The following is a 17,994-nucleotide window of genomic DNA, read 5'->3' on the forward strand; positions in this document are numbered from 1 at the left end:
GGATGCGGGCTGGCTGGACTGCCGCCAGTGTCGCGCGCCACGCCTGGGCCTGCCCTGATGCACGTCAAAGCAGCCGAGTCGATGCCACGCGCCGCATGCCGATCAACCGCGCCGTGGCGGCACCAATCGCAGACGGGGGGAGCCGCTCTGCTGGTTGGGGCTGAGCAACGCCTGGATTTCCTCGGCCTGCAACGGATACGAGTAGAGGTAGCCCTGTCCCTCGACGCAACCGGCGCGCAGCAGGAACTCGTGCTGCGCCTCGGTCTCGATGCCTTCGGCGATGGTGACCAGGCCCAGGCTGCGCGACATCGCCAGCATCGCCTCGGTAATCGCCGCGTCGTTGGCGTCGCCGGGCAGGCCGGTGACGAAAGAGCGGTCGATCTTCAGGTAAGTGACGGCCGGCAGCTTGAGGTACGCCATCGAGGAGTAGCCGGTGCCGAAATCGTCGATGGCCACGTCGATGTTCAGCATGTCCAGCGTCTGCATGGTGCGCTGGGTGTCGTCGCCCAGCCGCAGCATCGCGCTCTCGGTGATCTCCAGCAGCAGGCGGTGCGGCGACACGCGGCGCGACTGCAAGGTGCGGCTGACCCCGTCGACGAAGGATGGATGGCCGAACCAGCGCGCGGAGATGTTCACCGCCACGCGGATCGGCGGCACGCCGGCCAGGTCCCAGGCCTGGATCTGGGCGCAGGTGGCCTGCAGCACCCATTCGTCGATGCGCCGGATCAGGCCCAGACTCTCCGCCACCGGGATGAACTCGCCGGGCAGTACCTCGCCGCGCTCCGGATGCTGCCAGCGCAGCAGCGCCTCCACCGCAACGATGCGCCCGCTGCCCAGCTCGATGCTGGGCTGGAACACCAGGCGGAACTCGCCCCGGCTCAGTGCCTGGCGCAGTTCGGTCGCCAGCTGCAGGCGGCGCCGGTTGTCGGCATGCATCATCGGCGTGTAGAAGCGGAACGCGTTGCGCTCCTCGGTCTTGGCCGCATACATCGCCGCGTCGGCGTTGGCGATGAGGGTGGCCGCGTCGTTGCCGTCCAGCGGGTAGCCGGCCACGCCGATGCTGGCGGTGAGCACGACCTCGTAATCGTCCAGCACCAGCGGCTCGGACAGCGTCGCCAGCAACCGGTTGACGATCGCCCGCGCATCCTCGCGCAGGCTCAGTCGCGGCAGCAGCACGGTGAACTCGTCGCCGCCGATGCGTCCGGCCACGTCGCCGTCGGAGAGCTGCCGGCTGATGCGCTCGCCCACTTTCACCAGCAAGCGGTCGCCGATCGCGTGACTGTAACTGTCATTGACGATCTTGAATGCATCCAGGTCGATGAACAGCACCACCGCCGCCAGCCGCTCGCGCTCGGCCTGGGCGATCGCCTCGCTGCAGTAGCGTTCGAACTCGGCGCGATTGACCAGGCCGGTGAGCGGATCGTGCCGGGCCAGGTGTTCCAGCCGGCGCTGGTTGGCCTTGGCCTCGTGGATGTCGGTGCACACCGCCACGTAATACGTCACGTGGCCGTCGCCATTGCGGATCGCGCTGAGGCTCAAGTGTTCCGGATAGGTCGTGCCGTCGGCGCGGGTGCTCAGCACCTCGCCGATCCAGTTGCCGCCGGCGGCCACCTCGTCCCAGATGGCTTTCGGCAGCGCACGCCCGTCCGGCAGGCGGCGCGTGTCGCCCAGCCGCCGGCCCTGCAGCGCCAGGCTGCTGAAGCCGGTCAGCTCGGTGTGCGCCGCGTTGGTGGAGGTGATCCGCTGCTGCGCGTCGGCGATGACCACGCCCTCGGCGATGCTGGCCAGCGCCTCGGCCGCCACCCGGCGCTCCTGTTCCATCGCCACCCGCTCGGAGATGTCGCGGATGATCGCCTGGCACACCGGCAACTCGCCCCAGCTGGCAACGCTGGTCTGGGTCTCCACCGGGCGGGAGCTGCCGTCGGCGGCCAGCAGCGCGTTGGTGGCGGCACGCCCCGCCTGCTGGCCGGCCAGCGGCTGCAGGAACAGGTGCACGTAGCGGTCGCCGATCAGCTCCTTCGCGCTGCGCCCGGTCCAGGCCGCCGCCGTGCGGTTCACGTCGAGGATGCGCCCGCTGCCTTCGTCGATCATCACGATCGCGTCGGCGGCGCTGTCGAACAGCAGCCGGTAGCGCTCCTCGCTGCCGCGGATGCTTTCCAGGATGCGCCGCGCCATGCCCAGCCACAGCAGCACGGCGACCAGGGTCACCGCGACCACGCCACCGAAGAGCAGCTTGCCGACCCACGAGGCGCCACGCGCCACCTCGAGCGAGAAGACGTTGGTGCGCGGCTCGATGAATCGGTTCAGCTCATGAATGCGACTGCGTTGGCGAAGCTGCTCGGCCGGCGGCAGGCCACCGGCCGCGTAGGCGCGTTGCAACTCGCCGGCAATCTCGTCCAGCTCGGTAATGGCGTCGTCGACCGAGTACCAGGCGCGCAGCGCCTCGCTGATATGCGGCGCCGACGAAAAATGCTGGAGGATGAAGATCATCCCGGGGATGGCATCGGGGATCACGCTGCCCCGGGCGAACGCCTGGGCGACCTTGTCGTGGTCGAACTGGCCCGAGGCGATCGCGTCGCGGGCCCAGCGATCGGAGAGCACTACCGCGTAGTGGCGCCTGAAGCCGGCCAGGTCCGCGGCGTCGCCGCTGATCGCATAGGCTTCCAGGTCGATCACCGACTGCTTCTGCGCCTTGGACCACAGACTCTCGCCGTTGAGGAAACCGGCGAGAGTGATCTGGATCTGCAACGCGCCCCAGGTCAAGGCCAGCATCAGCCCCACCATCGCGATCAGCGCATACGCCAGCGGCATCAGTCGCCGCGACAATGGCTTTTGCAAGGTGGCTCGGGAAGTGCGCATCATGCCCCTTCTACCATGACTGGTGCCTTGTGACCCACTGCGTGCTCCTTGGTTGCTGCAGTTCGGTACGTCAGGCGGCGGCTTCCCTCAGGGCCTCCAACTCGTAACGCGTGCCGATGCAATGATCCATGCTGATGCGCATGCTTACATAGCTGCGCTTGATGCAACTGGCAATATGTTCCACGTCGTGCGCGGCCGGGGTCGTCCCCATCAACGTGCAGACGATCTCCAGCGCCTCCCACGGATGGGTATCGTCATAAGCGGCATGAAGTTGAAGCCAGCGCAAACTGCCGGCACGTTCCTTCGGCGCGAAGCTCTCGGCATAGGCCTTGCTTTCGTATACGCGCTGCGACCACTCGCCGGTGGCCCCCTCGACGGCATAGTTGGTGGCTGCGATGCTCGCCGCCAGCGAACCGCTGGCGCAAATCTCCTCGCACCAGTCCGCCAGGGTACCGGTGCCGTGCGGCGCCCGGCCGTTCAGCACGTCCTCGCGCTCAACGCCCGCGCCTTCGGCCCAGTTGAGCCAGTATTCGGCATGGTTCTGCTCCACGCGGATGTTGCGCACCAGCCAGCGCCGGGCCAGGTTGTCGCCGGGGCTGCGGCCGAAGCGGGTCTTGAGCAGGCTCAGCGCCATGTACGCCGGGAAACGCTCGATCACCGGCCAGATCCCGACCATGAAGTGACGCGTCGCCGTTTGGCTGAGCGAAGCCTCCCTCATCAGGTCCCACATCTCGTGCCGCACGACGCCTTGCTTGGCGGCTTCGCAATCGGCCACCATGTCCTGCGCCCATTGAGGGTAGCTGGTCAGTTCGGTGAGCGGGCCGGTACGTTCAAAACGGGTGTTCATCGTCCATCTCCTTACAGGTGGGTGTTGCGGTGGTTCGCCATTGCCTGACCGTGCGCTGGATTGCTGCCGGCCTCGATCGGGCGCCGCCTTCTTCGGCGACACCACGAAAATTCATGCATCGGCCGCACTGGCCACCGGCAGCACGAACCCGGGCCAATGCCCGACTCGCGCGCGACCATCGTGCCGCCTGCAGCGGTTGCAGTGTGGATACCATGTCGCAGTCCACGCATCCGCGCCACCCGGCATCGTTTGGACGTCCGGACCCGGATCGGTTTTCGCGGGGTTCGAGAGTGGGCTGACGGCGACCACGCCGCAGCGGCCGAGTCGCCGCACAGGACCCGCGGCAGCGCCTCGCGCCGCATCGGCCGGCCGGGCGCATCAGCGCAGCACCCCGACGGTGGCATACCGATGAAGCCTCTTGTCGTCGTCGCCCTGCCCGGTCGATTGCATGGACACCCCCGCGGGAACTATGCCGCAGATGGCGACGACGCGCGAGCCGAGCCGCGGATGGTGACTAGCCGAAGGAACGCCGTTCGCGGTCCCGTCAATGCACCGACGGCGCCGTCGGCGCCAGCACCGCCTCGGTCACGCTGCTGCCGTCGTGGCCGAACACGGAGTGGTTTTCTTCGGTGCGCCGCGACACCGCCAGCAGGCGCGTGCCGACCTGCTGCAACGCGTAGTCGGTGGTGGTGCCGAACTCGATGCTGATGAGCAGCTTGCGCCCCTTGATCGCCAGCATGTTGCGCACCGCCACCGGCACGCCATCGGCGCCCAGCCACACACTGAGCTGGCCGACGTACTTCTTGACCGACATCTCCTTGTTCGCTGACGGCGGCATCGGCACGTCGAACACCAGCAGGCGCGCCGGCTTGCCGTTGCGGGTGTCGTCGCGCTGGCTGGCCAGGGTCGCGCCGTCGAGCTGGCGCAGCAGCACCGGCGCGTAATTCACCATCGGCTGCACGTTGACCGGGCTCAATTGGCCGAGCAGGTCCTGCACCGGCGTCGGCGCATCCTTGTTCTTCGCGTTCACCGCCGCCTCGGCCGCGGCACGCTGCAGCAGCTCCGGCGAAAAATGCAGCTCCAGGCCATCGGTGCCGCTGCGCACGCCCAGCTGCAGCTGCGCGCGCTCGATCTTGCCGTCTTCCTTCTTCACCGTGCTGCTGACGCGCGCCGTGGCCAGCAGCGGCTGCGCCGGCTGCAGCTTGCCCAAGGTGGCACGCAGGTCGGACACGGCATCGGCCCGGGCCAGTGCCGGCAAGGCGAGCGCGGCGAGCAGCGCGGCAAGGATCACGCGTGAGGTCATGGTACGGTTCCGGTCGCCAGGGGCGGCCAGTATCGCCTGCCCGGGCGGCGCGCACACGGTCGGCGCCGCCGGCAGTTCAACCGGCGTGCTTGTGCGGCACCGCGCGCACGGTCGGCTCGAACAGGATGCCCACGCGGCTGGCCGGCGCATCGCGATACAGGCCCAGCACGCAGTGCTCCGCGCGCAACGCAAAGTCCGCGTAATAGACCACGCCCGGATAGGGCACGAAGGTCAGGTCGGGCGAACACGAATACATCCGCTGGTAGCCGCTGGCCACCAGCACCTTGAACAGCATCAGGCGCTCGCCCGTCGGCACCTGCAGCTCGCCGTGGCTGCTCTTGAGGTCGTAGCACCGGCGACCATCGCAGAAACTCAGCGGCATCGCCTGGCTGGCCAGGTTCGGCGACAGCTTGATCGTGGCCAGCGGCTGGCCGGCCGCCGGCTGGTACATCGGCAGCCCCGCGCAGCCGCCAAGAACGGCAGCGGCCACGGCGGTCAGCAGCCGGCGGGTGACGTGATCGGCGCTCATCGGTGGCCTGCCTGTGCATGGACATAAGAGACGTAGCGCTTCTCGATCTCGCCCGCGTCGAGGTCGCCGGCGGAGTAGTCCTGGTCGAACAGCACGAACACCCAGTCGCCCATGTCGCCCGCCACCCGGCCAACGGTGAGGTCCATGGTGGGGCGGTCGCGGATGGCATCCGGCAGCGATTCGTACAGGCGGAGATACCGTTTGTGCCGCTGCAGCGCCAGCTCGGCGCAGCGGTACATCAGATAGGCGTGGGTAGTGTCGCGGTCGATGTAGCCGTTGCCGGAGAAACCCACCTTGAGCAGTTCACCCGGGCCGGGCTGCTCCCAGTAACCGCCGGTGTAACCGCGGATCACCCCCTTGTCGGAGTGATAGCCCGTGGCGCAGCCGCCAAGCAGCACGGCGGCCACCATCGCCCACATCCTTCTTCCCATCCCCTTCCCCCGTTCCCTCGCCAGCCTGTCGCGGCGAAAAGCCGCCTCGATGCGTATCCGCCGACGCGTGCCGCGCGATGATGCACGGCCACCCCGGTGGCCGCAAGCGCTTCAGGCCAGGGCGCGGCGCAACTGGGCGAACGCCCTGGTGATGGCGTGCGGATCGATCACGCCGTAGCCGAACGTCACCGCCGGCTCGATCGTGCGCGTCATCGCGTAGCTGGCGGTGGATTCGGCGCCGACGGCGTGGCGCAGGATGATCGGCATGAGCCGGGCCGCCCGCGCGGGATCGCGGAATCGCGCGGCCAGATGCAGGCCGGCTTCGGAGGGAATCGGTTGCAACCAGCGGCCGAGTTCACCCTGCAGCGCGTCGAGCAGGGCCGCGCGGCGCTCGGCGTAGATCGGCCGCATGTGGCGCACGTGCCGCGCGAGGTGGCCGTCGCGGATGAAGGCGGCAAGCGCGGCCTGGGTTATGCCGTCGCAATGCGAGTCGACGCAGTGCTTGACGGTGACCAGCCCGCTGCGCGCCCACGCCGGCGCCACCACGAAGCCCTTGCGCAGCGAGGGAAACATGCTCTTGGAGAAAGTGCCGACGTAGAACACCAGGCCGTCGCGGTCCAGCGTTTGCAGCGCATCGAGCGGACGGTCGCCGAAGCGGAACTCGCCGTCGTAGTCGTCCTCCACGATCACCGCATGGCGACGACGCGCGAAGTCGAGCAAGTCGGCACGCCGACGCAGCGACATCGCCACGCCGGTGGGCGACTGGTGCGACGGGGTGACGCTGATGATGCGCACGTCGTCGGGCAGGCGCTCGACGCACAGGCCCTCGTCGTCCACCGGCAGCGGCACCAGTTGCGCGCCGGCGGCGGCGAACGCGGCGCGCACCGGCGGGTAGCCCGGTTCCTCCACCGCCACCTTCGTCTGCCCCGGCGTGACCAGCAGGCGGGCGATCAGGTCGAACGCCTGCTGCGCGCCGGAGGTGACGATCACATCGTCGGCGCCGCAGGCCACCGCGCGGGTGAACGCGACGTGCTGAGCGATCGCCTCGCGCAAGGCAGGGATGCCTTGCGACGGTGCATAGGCGAACGGTTCGCGCGCGCTCTGGCGCAGCGTCTGCGCCATCAGCCGGCGCCAGACCTCGTGCGGAAAATGGCGGTGGTCGGGAATGCCCAGACGGAAATTTCGCTCGGGCAGGCTGCGCGCCGGCGACGGCTGCAGGAACGGCGTGCGCCATGCCGGCGCGAAACGCGATTCGTCCGCGCCCGTGTGCACCGGCCTGGATCGCCGCCGAACGAACTCGGCGACCCGCGGCCGGGCGCCCTGACGTGGGGCCAGGTAACCCTCCGCGATCAGCAGGTCGTAGGCGGCGACCACGGTATTTCGCGCCACGCCCAGGGCCTCGGCCACTTTCCGCGTGGCGGGCAACGCGGCGTGTGGTGGCAGGCGGCCGTCCAGGATCGCCGCGCGCAATTGCTGGTGCAGCGCCTGCGTGAGCGTGCCTGAGCCACGCGGCAGCAGCACGGGGAACGGAAAAACTGGTTCCATGGAATCTCTCGGGAATGGGTCAATCACAGGTCCAGATTATGCCTAGAGTCGGCACCGTACGGCGGGCACCGCCCGCCGTTCCCGAGTCGAAAAGCCGGCGGGCACCACCCCGCCCCAAGCGAGGCCAGACCATGACAAACGCCATCTGCGAAACCTGCGGCACGCAATACCCGAACGTCCCCACGCACTGCGCCGTCTGCGAGGATGAGCGCCAATACGTCGGCGCGCGCGGCCAGACCTGGACGACGCACGACGCCCTGAAAGCCACCCACACGCTGCGCCTGCAGGACGAAGCCGGCGTGCTCGGCATCGGCCTGGCGCCGGATTTCGCCATCAACCAGCGCGCGCTGTACCTGCCCACCGACGCGGGCAACATCCTGTGGGAAGCCTTGAGCCTGGTGACCGACGAGGCGGTCGCCGCCCTGAAGGCGCGCGGCGGCGTGGACCTGATCGCGATCTCGCACCCGCATTTCTACGCTTCGATGCTGGAGTGGAGCGAGGCGTTCGGCAACGTGCCGATCCTGCTGCACGAGGCGGACCGCGACTGGGTGCGCCGGCCGTCGCCGAACGTGCAGTTCTGGCGCGGCGAGGTCTACCGCCTGTCCGACGCGGTGACCCTGATCAACAGCGGCGGCCACTTTCCCGGCAGCACCGTGCTGCACTGGAAGAACGGGCCGCGACCCGGCGGCGCGCTGTTCTCCGGCGACGCGCCGCACGTCGCCAGCGACCGCCGCCACGTCTCGTTCATGCACAGCTACCCCAACTTCATGCCGATGCCGGCGGCCGACGTGCACCGCATGCGCTCGCGCCTGGCCGGCTGCGACTTCGAGGACGTCTACGGCTTCACCTGGGGCCGCAACATCATCGGCGGCGGCCGCGCGGCGGTCGATGCCTCGTTCGCACGCTATCTCGCCGCCATCGCCGCCTGAGGACACGCCATGAATCGTTCCGCCCGCCTGCACGACTATCTGCCCGCCCGCTTCAGCACCGCCGCCGCGCGGCACTGGGTGCCCTCCTCCACGCCCGGCAAGTCGTCCAGCCCGTTGCGCTTCTTCGCCGGCGACCGCGGTTTCGTCGAGCTGCTGCGCATGGAACCGGGCACGGTGATGCCGCTGCATCGGCATACCGGCGAGATCCACGCGTACAACCTCAGCGGCACGCGCAAGCTGTGCACCGGCGAGCTGATCGGCCCGGGCGACTACGTCTACGAGCCGCCGGGCAACACCGACTGGTGGAAGATCGTCGGCGACGAGCCGATGCTGGCGCTGGTGATCGTGATGGGCACGGTCGAGTTCCTCGGCCCGGGCGGTGCGGTGACCGCCCGCGCCTCGGCCAGCACGCAACTGGCGGAGTACGAACGCCATTGCCGCGAGCTGGGCGTGGCGATGCCGGATGTGCGGGACCGCTGAACGTGGCTCGGCGACGACGCAGCCCGGGCGGCGGCAACCTTCGCCCGCCGTGTCGAAATCGCCGCCCGCCAATCGTCTTACGGGAGACGAGCAGCGCCGCTCTCCGTATCCCCCACCACCGGAAAACCCCGCCATGCCCAAGATGATCTTCGTGAACCTGCCGGTCGCCGACCTCAAGAAGTCGATGGCCTTCTACGCATCCCTCGGCTTTGCGAACAACCCCCACTTCAGCGACGACACCGCCGCGTGCATGGTGTGGAGCGAGGCCGTCCACGTCATGCTGCTCACCCACGCCAAATGGCGCGGCTTCACCGAGCGGCCGCTGCCGAGCGCAGGCGCCAGCGAAGTGATGCTGGCGATCTCGCTCGACGACCGCGCCGCGGTCGATGCCATGAACGGCACGGCCGCGGCGAACGGCGGCACGGCCGACATCAACCCCGCGCAGGATCACGGCTTCATGTACAGCCGCAGCCTGGCCGATCCCGATGGCCACGTATGGGAAGCGTTCTGGATGGACCCGGCGGCCATCCCGCCGGGTTGATGATGTCCGCTGCCGTGGTGGCCGCTGACGCAGCGCCCGGTACCGTCATCGGCCGCTGTAGCGGCCGTCCTGTTCGCGGGCGCGGCCCAGCGCCACCAGCATGTCGAGCAGTTGCGGCAGGCGTTTCTTCCACGGGCCGCGGGCGGTGAAGCGGGTCGCCAGCGCGTCCGCGTCGAGCGCGACCGGACTGGCGGCGAGCGCGTCGGCTACGGCACGCACCTGGGCCACCGCGTCCTTCGGCCACGGCAGCGGCTTGGCCGCGGCGGCCGGTGCAGCGGCTTCGTCCCCGCCCTGCCCGGCGGCAAGCTCGGCCTGCTCCGGTGCCGCCTGCGCGGTCGGGTGCTGGAATGCGGGGCGCAGCCAGCGGACCAGGCCGCGCGCTTCTTCCGCCGCGCGTTCCGCATTGAGCGCCACCAGCCGTTCGAGGATCGCCTCGTCGAAGGCGCGCTTCGCCTCGTCGCGGCTGGCGCCATCGGCGGGCGCGTCATTACCGTGCGCCACGCGCAGCGGCGGCAACAGGTCGCCCCAGCCGTAGGCATCGAGCACCGCCGCGTCGATTTCGTCGTGCAGCTGGCGCAGCACCGAGACCAGGCCGTGCTCGTGGATCACCCGCTCCTTCGCCGTCAGCGGCTCGCCGCTGCGCAGCTTGTCCAGCACGTTGTACATGCCGGTGAGAGTGAGGTCGGGGTACGCAGCCTGCTGGCGTTTGCGGTGGGCGTCGAGTTGTTCGGCGAGGTTAGACAGGTGGGTTTGTTGTTGCTCGATCATCACTTTCGGGAATGGAAAGGGATCGAAGCAAAGCGTGTTGTTGTAGCGTGGAGTCGGCCCTAGGTCTGCACCTGCTGCTAGTGCCCACGTGGTGTGAACACAGCTCGACAACACGCCAAAGAGGGCAGCGTCGTCGATGGCAATTCCAAACAAGGAGCCGTCCCAGAGCCGATCCGCTGACACGAACGTGAAAGCCCGGTGCTTGGTAGTTTCTAAAGTTGCAACGTAGCGTCGGAGCCCCTTTAGTCCGTTTCGGATCACCGGCCGATCCCAGGCAAACTTCCACCATTGCTCGCGTATGGAAGGACGCGCGTTCTGGTCGCGGATCGGCTTCACCTCGGTCAAAAGTTTCTGATACGCCGCCGACGAAGTTGCCCTCGCTTGTTGTTCTGTCATGCCAAAGAAGTCGATGACGAGACGTCCTCCTGTTCCATTGAGCACATCCTTGGGCCCAACCATCAAGCGTCCAACAGGCAAGCCAGTTACTGGATTTATCTCAGGGAACGTATCGCCATCGTTCGCGTAGAAGCCGTCACCTACCAATTTGATTCCTTGACCCGAGAGGCCGCGGTTCGCGCGAAGGCGTGTGGCGCCAGCAACGTTGGCTCCAGCGGTCAGGTCGACGTGAATCGTTCCGAGTTTTGTATGGGTGACGATCTCGTATTCACCGGTCGACCCTTCAGTTTCGCCTAAAAGCGAGACCTGCCGGCCTGGCTGGGTTCCGGCTTGTCCAACGGTCATCGCAATTCGAACTGCCGCGCCATCTGCCGTATCCACCCACGGATGATCGGGGATAGCAAACACCAGGGACAGCGGCCGAGCCTTTCCTTTTCCCTCCGGGAGAAGGGAAGAAGACAATGCGGCTTCGATGACGCGGCGGTTGAAAGTCTGGCTGATCGAGTTCGTGGTGATGAAGCCGAAGCGTTGCAGCGCGCCGCGCTGCGTCAACACGGCAGCGTGATGCCACCAGTACATGACGAAATCGGCGGAATCGGGCATGTCCGGCCACGCACCGCGCAACGCTTCGACGTAGCCATCACCCAACGCCGCACGCATCCGCTTGTTGCCAATAAACGGCGGATTCCCCACCACGAAATCCGCCTCCGGCCACGCCGCCTTGCGCGGGTTCACGTAGCACTCCAGCGGCACGCGCTTGCTGTCGTCCGGCACGTCCTCGCCGGTGACGGGCGAGGGCTTCATGCTCACGCCGTCCCAGCGACTGACCGGCACGCCGCGTTCGTCGAGCACGTACTCCATGCGGTCGTAGGCCAGCACCGCGTCGCGGTTCTCGATGTTGCGGAAGTCGCGGATCACCGGTTGCGGCGGGTTGATGTCGCCGCGGGTGCGGTAGTGCCATTGCAGGTAGCCGATCCACAGCACCACTTCGGCGATGGCGGCGGCGCGCGGGTTCAGCTCGATGCCGAGCAGTTGGTGCGGGTCGACGGTTTCGCCGCCGAGCGCGTCGGCGCGCTCGCCATCCAGCGCCAGGCCGGTCTGGCGGTAGCCGAGTTCGTCCAGCGCGTTGAACACTTCGCCTTCGAGGCGCTTCAGGTGTTCCAGCGTGACGTAGAGGAAGTTGCCGCTGCCGCAGGCAGGGTCGAGCACCTTGACCGTGCACAGGCGGTGGTGGAATGCGCGCAGGGTCTTCACCGCCTCGTCGGCCTTGCCTTCGGCGGCGAGGGTGAGCGCGGCGGCATGGGCGTCGCTCCATTCGCCGCGCAGCGGCTCGATCACGGTGGGCAGCACCAGCCGCTCGACGTAGGCGCGCGGGGTGTAGTGCGCGCCGAGCTTGTGCCGCTCGCCGGGGTCGAGCGCGCGTTCGAGCAGGGTGCCGAAGATGGCCGGCTCGACGTGTTCCCACTTGGCCTTGGCCGCCTCGATCAGCAGCGCGACCTGCTCGCGGGTGAGCGGCAGCGTGTCGGGCTGCTTGAACAGCTTGCCGTTGAAGTGCAGCACCTCGCTGGCGATGGCGCCGCTGAAGCCGCCCTTGTCCATGTCGTGCCAGAGCAGGCCGAGCATGCGCATGGCGGTGTCGGGCTGGTCGGCGTATTTCAGCAGCAGGTCGCGGAAGCTGTCGCTCGGCAGCAGCTTCACGTCTTCGGCGAACATGGTGAACAGGCAGCGCATCAGGAACTGCGCGACCGCCTCGGCGCGGTGGCCGGCCGCTTCCAGGCTACGCGCCAGGGTGGCGAGCCGCGCGGCAATCTCGCGGGTGACGCGGGCGGATTCGCGACTGGGGTCGAGCGCGAGCGGGTCGGTCCAGATCGTGCGCAGGCGCGCGCGGATCTTTTCCTCGCGCAGCTCGTCGAGCGCGATGCGGTGGCTGCGCGGGTCGGGGAACGGCGTGTAGGTGGCGCCGGAGCGGCTGAACTCCGCATACAGCTCGATGCGGTTGCCCACATCCACCACCAGCAGGAACGGCGGGCGGCCCTCGCTGGCCGGCAGCGCGCGGGCGTACTGCTCGGCCTGGCTGCGTGCGCGCAGCATCGCGTCGTCGAAGCCCTTGGTGTGGGTGGGTGCCTTGAGCTTCTTCGCTTCGAGCACGAAGCAGCCGCGCTTGTACAAGTCGATGCGTCCGGCCGAGCTGCTGCCGTCGCCGTGACTGAAGGTGACCGGCCGCTCGAACATGTATTGCTGCTCGGCATCCGGGTGCGGCGCTTCCACGTCGAGCAGCCGGCACAGGTCCAGCGCGAAGCTCTGCGCGGTGGACAGCTCCGAGGCGGTGACGCCGCGCCATTTGGCGATGAAGGCGTCGGCGGCTTCCATGCGGGTGGTCGTCATGAGTGCTTCACCGCGACGGCGAGTAGGTGTTCCACGATCATTCCTTTCGATAGCCCCGCCGCCGAGGATATCCGGTTCCACGCCCTGCCCTCACTTCGCCGTCTGCGCCGCCGCGTGCAAAAGCTCAGGCCGAACCCGACCGCCGCTTGCCGACCGCGGCCACGCGCTTGGCCGGCGCGCTCTTGCGCGTGGCCGGTGCGCAGGTGCCACCGGACTGGCTGCAGCAGTGATCGGTGAGGTAGCCGACCAGCTCGTCCATCGTCTCGATCACCGGCGCGTAGTAGATGAAGCGCCCGCTCTGCCGGCTGCTCACCAGGCCCGCGTGCGACAGCTCCTTCAGGTGGAAGGACAGCGTGGCGTTGGGCAGGCCGAGCTTCTCCGCGATCGCGCTGACCGCCAGTCCTTCCGGCGCATGTTCGATCAGCAGCCGGTAGACCGCCAGCCGCGACTCCTGGGCGAGCGCGGCGAGGATGGTGATGGCTTGCCTGTTCTGCATGGCGCTACTCCCGGGCCGATTCATACCAGCGCTTGCTGCGGTTGACGATGCGCACCACCGACAGCATCACCGGCACCTCGATCAGCACGCCCACCACGGTCGCCAGCGCCGCGCCGGAATGCACGCCGAACAGGCCCACCGCCGTGGCCACCGCCAGCTCGAAGAAGTTGCTGGCGCCGATCAGCGCCGACGGGCCGGCCACGCAGTGCGGCACGCCGAAAAGGCGGTTGAGCCAGTACGCCAGGCCGGCGTTGAAATACACCTGGATCAGGATCGGCACCGCCAGCAGCGCGATGATCGCCGGCTGCGCGACGATCTGCCGGCCCTGGAAACCGAACAGCAGCACCAGGGTCGCCAGCAGCGCGCCCAGCGACACCGGCCCCAGCCGCTGCAGCAGTTTCTGCAGGCGCGCCTCGCCGCCATGCGCCAGCAGCCGGCGCCGCAGCAGCATGCTGAGCGCCACCGGCACCACGATGTACAGCAGCACCGACAGCAGCAGCGTGTTCCACGGCACCGTGATCGAGGAGATGCCCAGCAGCAGCGCCACGATCGGCGCGAACGCCACCACCATGATGGCGTCGTTCAACGCAACCTGGCTCAGCGTGAATGCCGGCTCGCCACGGCACAGGTTGCTCCACACGAACACCATCGCCGTGCACGGCGCGGCGGCCAGCAGGATCAGGCCGGCGATGTAGGAGTCGAGCTGCGCCGCCGGCAACTGGCCGGCGAACAGGTGGCGGATGAAGATCCAGCCCAGCAGCGCCATCGAAAAGGGCTTTACCGCCCAGTTGACGAACAGCGTGACGCCGATGCCCTTCCACTGCCGGCGCACGCCGCCGAGCGCACCGAAGTCGATCTTCAGCAGCATCGGGATGATCATCAGCCAGATCAGCACGGCGACCGGCAGGTTCACCTGGGCCACCTGCATGCTGCCCAGCGCCTCGAAGCTGCCGGGCAGCAGGTGGCCCAGCAGCGTGCCGGCGACGATGCACAGCAGCACCCAGAGCGTGAGCCAGCGCTCGAAGAAGCCGATGCGGGCACCGTCCGGAGAAACCGCGTCGGCGGCGAGTGCGGCGGATGGCTGGTTCATGCGTGGGCTTCCTCGCCGGTGAGGCTGCCGATGCGGTCGAGCGCCTCTTGCAGCTCGTCGCGGCCCATCGTTTCCACCGGCAGCTGCAGCAGCGCGGTGATCCGCCGCACGATCAGCGCGTACGCACGCCGGAATGCCGCGGCAGCGTCCGCGTCCCGCGCGGCAGCCGGATCGGGCAGGCCCCAATGGCTTCTCACGAAATCGCCGAACAGCACCGGGCAGGCCTCGCTGGCGGCGTTGTCGCAAACCGTGATCACGATATCCAGCGGCGGCGCGCCCGCTTCGGTGAAGCGGTCCCACGACTTGCTGCTGAGTCCTTCGGTGGCAATACCGTGCACCTTGAGCTCGTCGATCGCGTAGGGATTGACGCGCCCGGTCGGCTGGCTGCCGGCGCTGAACGCCGCGAAGCGCCCCGCGCCCAAATGATTGAGGGTGGCCTCGGACAGGATGCTGCGGGCCGAATTGCCGGTGCAGATGAACAGGACGCGACACGGGGGCATGGGCGACGGTTCCGGGTTGGCTTCTATATTTCCATGATTATAGAATTGTCAAACCAACGCAACAGGAACCGCCGTGATCCCGGACCTGCCCCACGTCGCCGCCGACGTACTGGACACCCCCAGCCTGGCCAAGCTGGCCCTGCCGGCCGACGCCGGCCACCCGCCGCGCATCCTGATCCTGTACGGCTCGCTGCGCCCGCAGTCGTTCAGCCGCAAGCTGGCGCTGGAAGCCGAGCGCATCCTGCGCCACTTCGGCGCCGAGACGCGGGTGTTCGACCCGCACGAACTGCCGCTGCTGGACAGCGTGCCGGCCAGCCACCCCAAGGTGCAGGAACTGCGCGCGCTGTCGCTGTGGTCCGAGGGCCAGGTGTGGGTCAGCCCCGAGCGGCACGGCACGATCACCGGCGTGTTCAAGAACCAGATCGACTGGCTGCCGCTGGAAGACGGCAGCGTGCGGCCCACGCAGGGGCGCACGCTCGCGGTGATGCAGGTCTGCGGCGGCTCGCAGTCGTTCAACGTGGTCAACACCCTGCGCGTGCTGGGCCGCTGGATGCGCATGCTGACCATCCCGAACCAGTCCTCGGTGGCCAAGGCCTGGCAGGAGTTCGACGACGACGGCCGGATGAAACCCTCGCCGTTCTACGACCGCGTGGTGGACGTGATGGAGGAGCTGTTCAAGTTCACCCTGCTGGTGCGCGGGCGCAGCGACTACCTGGTCAGCCGTTACAGCGAGCGCAAGGGTGCCGCCGCGGCGAAGGCGCTGACGGCGGCGGCCGAGGTGCTGGAAAGCGCGCCGACGGCGGGCAAACCCGCCTGCTGCAGCGGAACGTGTTGAGCCCGCGACTCCCGCCTGCCGCAACCGCCGATTAGACCGGCGCGTCCTCCGCCGCCACGAAGCCACCGGTTTGCCGCTTCCACAGCCGCGCGTACAGGCCCTCGTGCGCGATCAGCTCGGCGTGCGTGCCGGTCTCGACGATCTGTCCCTTGTCCAGCACCACCAGCCGGTCCATCCGCGCGATGGTAGAGAGGCGATGGGCGATCGCGATCACCGTCTTGCCCTGCATCAGGATGTCCAGGCTGTCCTGGATCGCCGCTTCCGCCTCGGAGTCGAGCGCCGAGGTCGCTTCGTCCAGCACCAGGATCGGCGCGTCCTTCAGCAGGACGCGGGCGATCGCGATGCGCTGGCGCTGGCCGCCGCTGAGTTTCACGCCGCGCTCGCCGACCAGCGCGTCGTAGCCGCGACGGCCCTCGCCATCGCTGAGCTGCGGGATGAATTCGTCGGCGCGCGCCTTGCGCACGGCCTCGGCCACCTGCGCTTCGCTGGCATCGGGACGGCCATAGAGCAGGTTGTCGCGGATCGAGCGGTGCAGCAGCGAAGTGTCCTGGGTGACCACGCCAATCTGCGAGCGCAGGCTTTCCTGGGTGACGTGTGCGATGTCCTGGCCGTCGATCAGGATGCGCCCGGCCTCGAGGTCGTACAGCCGCAGCAGCACGTTGACCAGGGTGGACTTGCCGGCGCCGGACGGGCCGACCAGGCCGATCTTCTCGCCCGCGCGCACGTCCAGATCCAGCCCGGCGATGACGCCGCCACGCTTGCCGTAGTGGAAGTGGATGTGCTCGAAGCGCACCGCGCCGTTGGTCACCTCCAGCGGCATCGCGCCTTCGCGGTCCTGCACCGCGCGCGGCTGCGAGATGGTGGTGATGCCGTCCTGCACGGTGCCGACGTTCTCGAAGATGCCGTTGACCACCCACATGATCCAGCCGGACATGTTGTTGATGCGGATCACCAGCCCGATCGACAACGCAATCGCCCCGGTGGTCACCCGCCCCTCGCTCCATAGCCAGATCGCCAGCGCCGAGGTGCCGGTGATGAGGAAGCCGTTGAGCGCGGTGATGCTGACGTCCATGGCCGTCGTCAGGCGGGTCGTCAGGCGATGCTTGTCGATCAACTCGCCCATCGCCTCGGCCACGTACGCCTCCTCGCGGCGCGTATGGGCGAACAGCTTCAGCGTCATCACGTTGCTATAGCCGTCGACGACGCGGCCCATCAGCTTCGATTTCGCCTCCGAGGATTTCCACGAGCGCTGTTTCACCCGCGGAATGAAGAAGGCCAGCAAGCCGATGTAGCAGAAGATCCACGCCGTCAGCGGTACCGCCAGCCAGCCGTCGGCCTGCGCGAACAGCGCGATGGCGCTGCCGGTGTAGATCACGATGTACCAGATCGCGTCCACGATCTGCACGGCCGAATCGCGCAGCGAGGCGCCGGTCTGGATGATGCGGTTGGCGATGCGCCCGGCGAAATCGTTCTGGAAGAAGCCCAGGCTCTGGCGGATCACGTAGCGATGGTGCTGCCAGCGGATGCGGTTGGTGAGGCTGGGCAGGATCGCCTGGTTCACCAGCAAGTCGTGCAGGCCGCCGAGCAGCGGCCGCGCCACCAGTGCGACCAGCGCCATCCAGATCAGCGCCTGGCCGTGCAGGCGGAACAGGTCCGCCGGCGTGCCGCTGGCCATGTCCACGATGCGCCCGATGAAGCCGAACAGCGACACCTCCACCACCGCCACGCCAAAGCCGACCACCAGCGTGGCGGCGAACACCGGCCACACCTGGCGCAGATAGAACACGTAGAAACGCCACACCGGCCGCGGCGGCATGCCGTCGGCCGGTTCCTTGAACGCGTCGATGAGGGATTCGAACCAGCGAAAGATCATGGGCGGCACGCAGCAGGCAGGTTCTCTAGCGTGGGTGCGCGGCTGGCTGCATGCAAGGACCCACGCGTGACCAGCGGCGGCGACTGCGGCAGGCCAGGCGCGCTTGCCCGCGCGAGCCACCGCGCAACCAAGCTGAACCGTCGCCGTGCCTTCCGCCGCGCAGGACGCCAACACGATTGACCGCCTG

At 68.3% G+C, this 17,994-nt stretch carries 15 protein-coding genes; 4 read left to right on the forward strand and 11 right to left on the reverse strand.

Annotation, left to right across the window (positions count from 1 at the left end):
- Positions 1 to 102: 102 nt before the first annotated feature.
- The 6 genes from ACVCMI_RS11600 to pdxR form a co-directional block, all read right to left on the reverse strand.
- Complete coding sequence (locus tag ACVCMI_RS11600) at positions 103 to 2,859, reverse strand: putative bifunctional diguanylate cyclase/phosphodiesterase (RefSeq protein ID WP_447099448.1); 2,757 nt, start codon at positions 2,857 to 2,859, stop codon at positions 103 to 105.
- A 70-nt stretch (positions 2,860 to 2,929) separates the two neighbouring features.
- Positions 2,930 to 3,706, reverse strand: coding sequence for a TenA family transcriptional regulator (locus ACVCMI_RS11605; RefSeq protein ID WP_447099447.1), 777 nt, complete (start codon positions 3,704 to 3,706; stop codon positions 2,930 to 2,932).
- A 544-nt stretch (positions 3,707 to 4,250) separates the two neighbouring features.
- Positions 4,251 to 5,009, reverse strand: coding sequence for a hypothetical protein (locus ACVCMI_RS11610; RefSeq protein ID WP_447098737.1), 759 nt, complete (start codon positions 5,007 to 5,009; stop codon positions 4,251 to 4,253).
- Positions 5,010 to 5,085: 76 nt separating this feature from the next.
- A complete protein-coding gene (locus ACVCMI_RS11615; protein WP_395118920.1) occupies positions 5,086 to 5,538 on the reverse strand; it encodes a hypothetical protein in 453 nt (150 codons plus the stop codon).
- Positions 5,535 to 5,948 carry a CC0125/CC1285 family lipoprotein gene (locus ACVCMI_RS11620; protein WP_447098736.1) on the reverse strand — a complete coding sequence of 138 codons (414 nt, stop codon included), beginning with the start codon at positions 5,946 to 5,948 and terminating at the stop codon, positions 5,535 to 5,537. Before ACVCMI_RS11620 ends, ACVCMI_RS11615 begins: the two co-directional genes overlap by 4 nt.
- A 132-nt stretch (positions 5,949 to 6,080) precedes the next feature.
- On the reverse strand, positions 6,081 to 7,514 hold the full coding sequence (pdxR, locus tag ACVCMI_RS11625) for a MocR-like pyridoxine biosynthesis transcription factor PdxR (RefSeq protein ID WP_447098735.1): 1,434 nt from the start codon (positions 7,512 to 7,514) through the stop codon (positions 6,081 to 6,083).
- Between the two features lie 131 nt (positions 7,515 to 7,645).
- Here pdxR and ACVCMI_RS11630 point away from each other — a divergent pair, with 131 nt between their 5' ends.
- From ACVCMI_RS11630 to ACVCMI_RS11640, 3 genes are all read left to right on the forward strand, one after another.
- Positions 7,646 to 8,443: an MBL fold metallo-hydrolase gene (locus ACVCMI_RS11630; RefSeq protein ID WP_447098734.1), complete on the forward strand. Its 798-nt coding sequence runs from the start codon at positions 7,646 to 7,648 to the stop codon at positions 8,441 to 8,443.
- Between the two features lie 9 nt (positions 8,444 to 8,452).
- Positions 8,453 to 8,923 (forward strand): cupin domain-containing protein, encoded by a 471-nt coding sequence (locus tag ACVCMI_RS11635; protein WP_447098733.1) that lies wholly within the window; start codon positions 8,453 to 8,455, stop codon positions 8,921 to 8,923.
- Positions 8,924 to 9,056: 133 nt separating this feature from the next.
- Entirely contained in the window at positions 9,057 to 9,464 is a 408-nt protein-coding gene (locus tag ACVCMI_RS11640) for a VOC family protein (RefSeq protein ID WP_395118929.1), read from the forward strand.
- Positions 9,465 to 9,509: 45 nt separating this feature from the next.
- Here ACVCMI_RS11640 and ACVCMI_RS11645 read toward each other — a convergent pair whose 3' ends face one another.
- The 4 genes from ACVCMI_RS11645 to ACVCMI_RS11660 form a co-directional block, all read right to left on the reverse strand.
- On the reverse strand, positions 9,510 to 13,013 hold the full coding sequence (locus ACVCMI_RS11645; RefSeq protein ID WP_447099558.1) for a class I SAM-dependent DNA methyltransferase: 3,504 nt from the start codon (positions 13,011 to 13,013) through the stop codon (positions 9,510 to 9,512).
- A gap of 124 nt (positions 13,014 to 13,137) precedes the next feature.
- On the reverse strand, positions 13,138 to 13,509 hold the full coding sequence (locus ACVCMI_RS11650; RefSeq protein WP_447098732.1) for an ArsR/SmtB family transcription factor: 372 nt from the start codon (positions 13,507 to 13,509) through the stop codon (positions 13,138 to 13,140).
- Between the two features lie 4 nt (positions 13,510 to 13,513).
- A complete protein-coding gene (arsB, locus tag ACVCMI_RS11655; protein ID WP_447098731.1) occupies positions 13,514 to 14,599 on the reverse strand; it encodes an ACR3 family arsenite efflux transporter in 1,086 nt (361 codons plus the stop codon).
- A complete protein-coding gene (locus ACVCMI_RS11660) occupies positions 14,596 to 15,099 on the reverse strand; it encodes an arsenate reductase ArsC (RefSeq protein ID WP_447098730.1) in 504 nt (167 codons plus the stop codon). The genes arsB and ACVCMI_RS11660 overlap by 4 nt, the downstream gene beginning before the upstream one ends.
- A gap of 73 nt (positions 15,100 to 15,172) precedes the next feature.
- Here ACVCMI_RS11660 and arsH point away from each other — a divergent pair, with 73 nt between their 5' ends.
- Positions 15,173 to 15,934 (forward strand): arsenical resistance protein ArsH, encoded by a 762-nt coding sequence (gene arsH, locus ACVCMI_RS11665; RefSeq protein ID WP_447098729.1) that lies wholly within the window; start codon positions 15,173 to 15,175, stop codon positions 15,932 to 15,934.
- Positions 15,935 to 15,965: 31 nt separating this feature from the next.
- Here arsH and ACVCMI_RS11670 read toward each other — a convergent pair whose 3' ends face one another.
- On the reverse strand, positions 15,966 to 17,804 hold the full coding sequence (locus ACVCMI_RS11670; RefSeq protein WP_447099445.1) for an ABC transporter ATP-binding protein: 1,839 nt from the start codon (positions 17,802 to 17,804) through the stop codon (positions 15,966 to 15,968).
- Positions 17,805 to 17,994: the final 190 nt, after the last annotated feature.

The organism is Rhodanobacter sp. UC4448_H15, assembly GCF_052978265.1.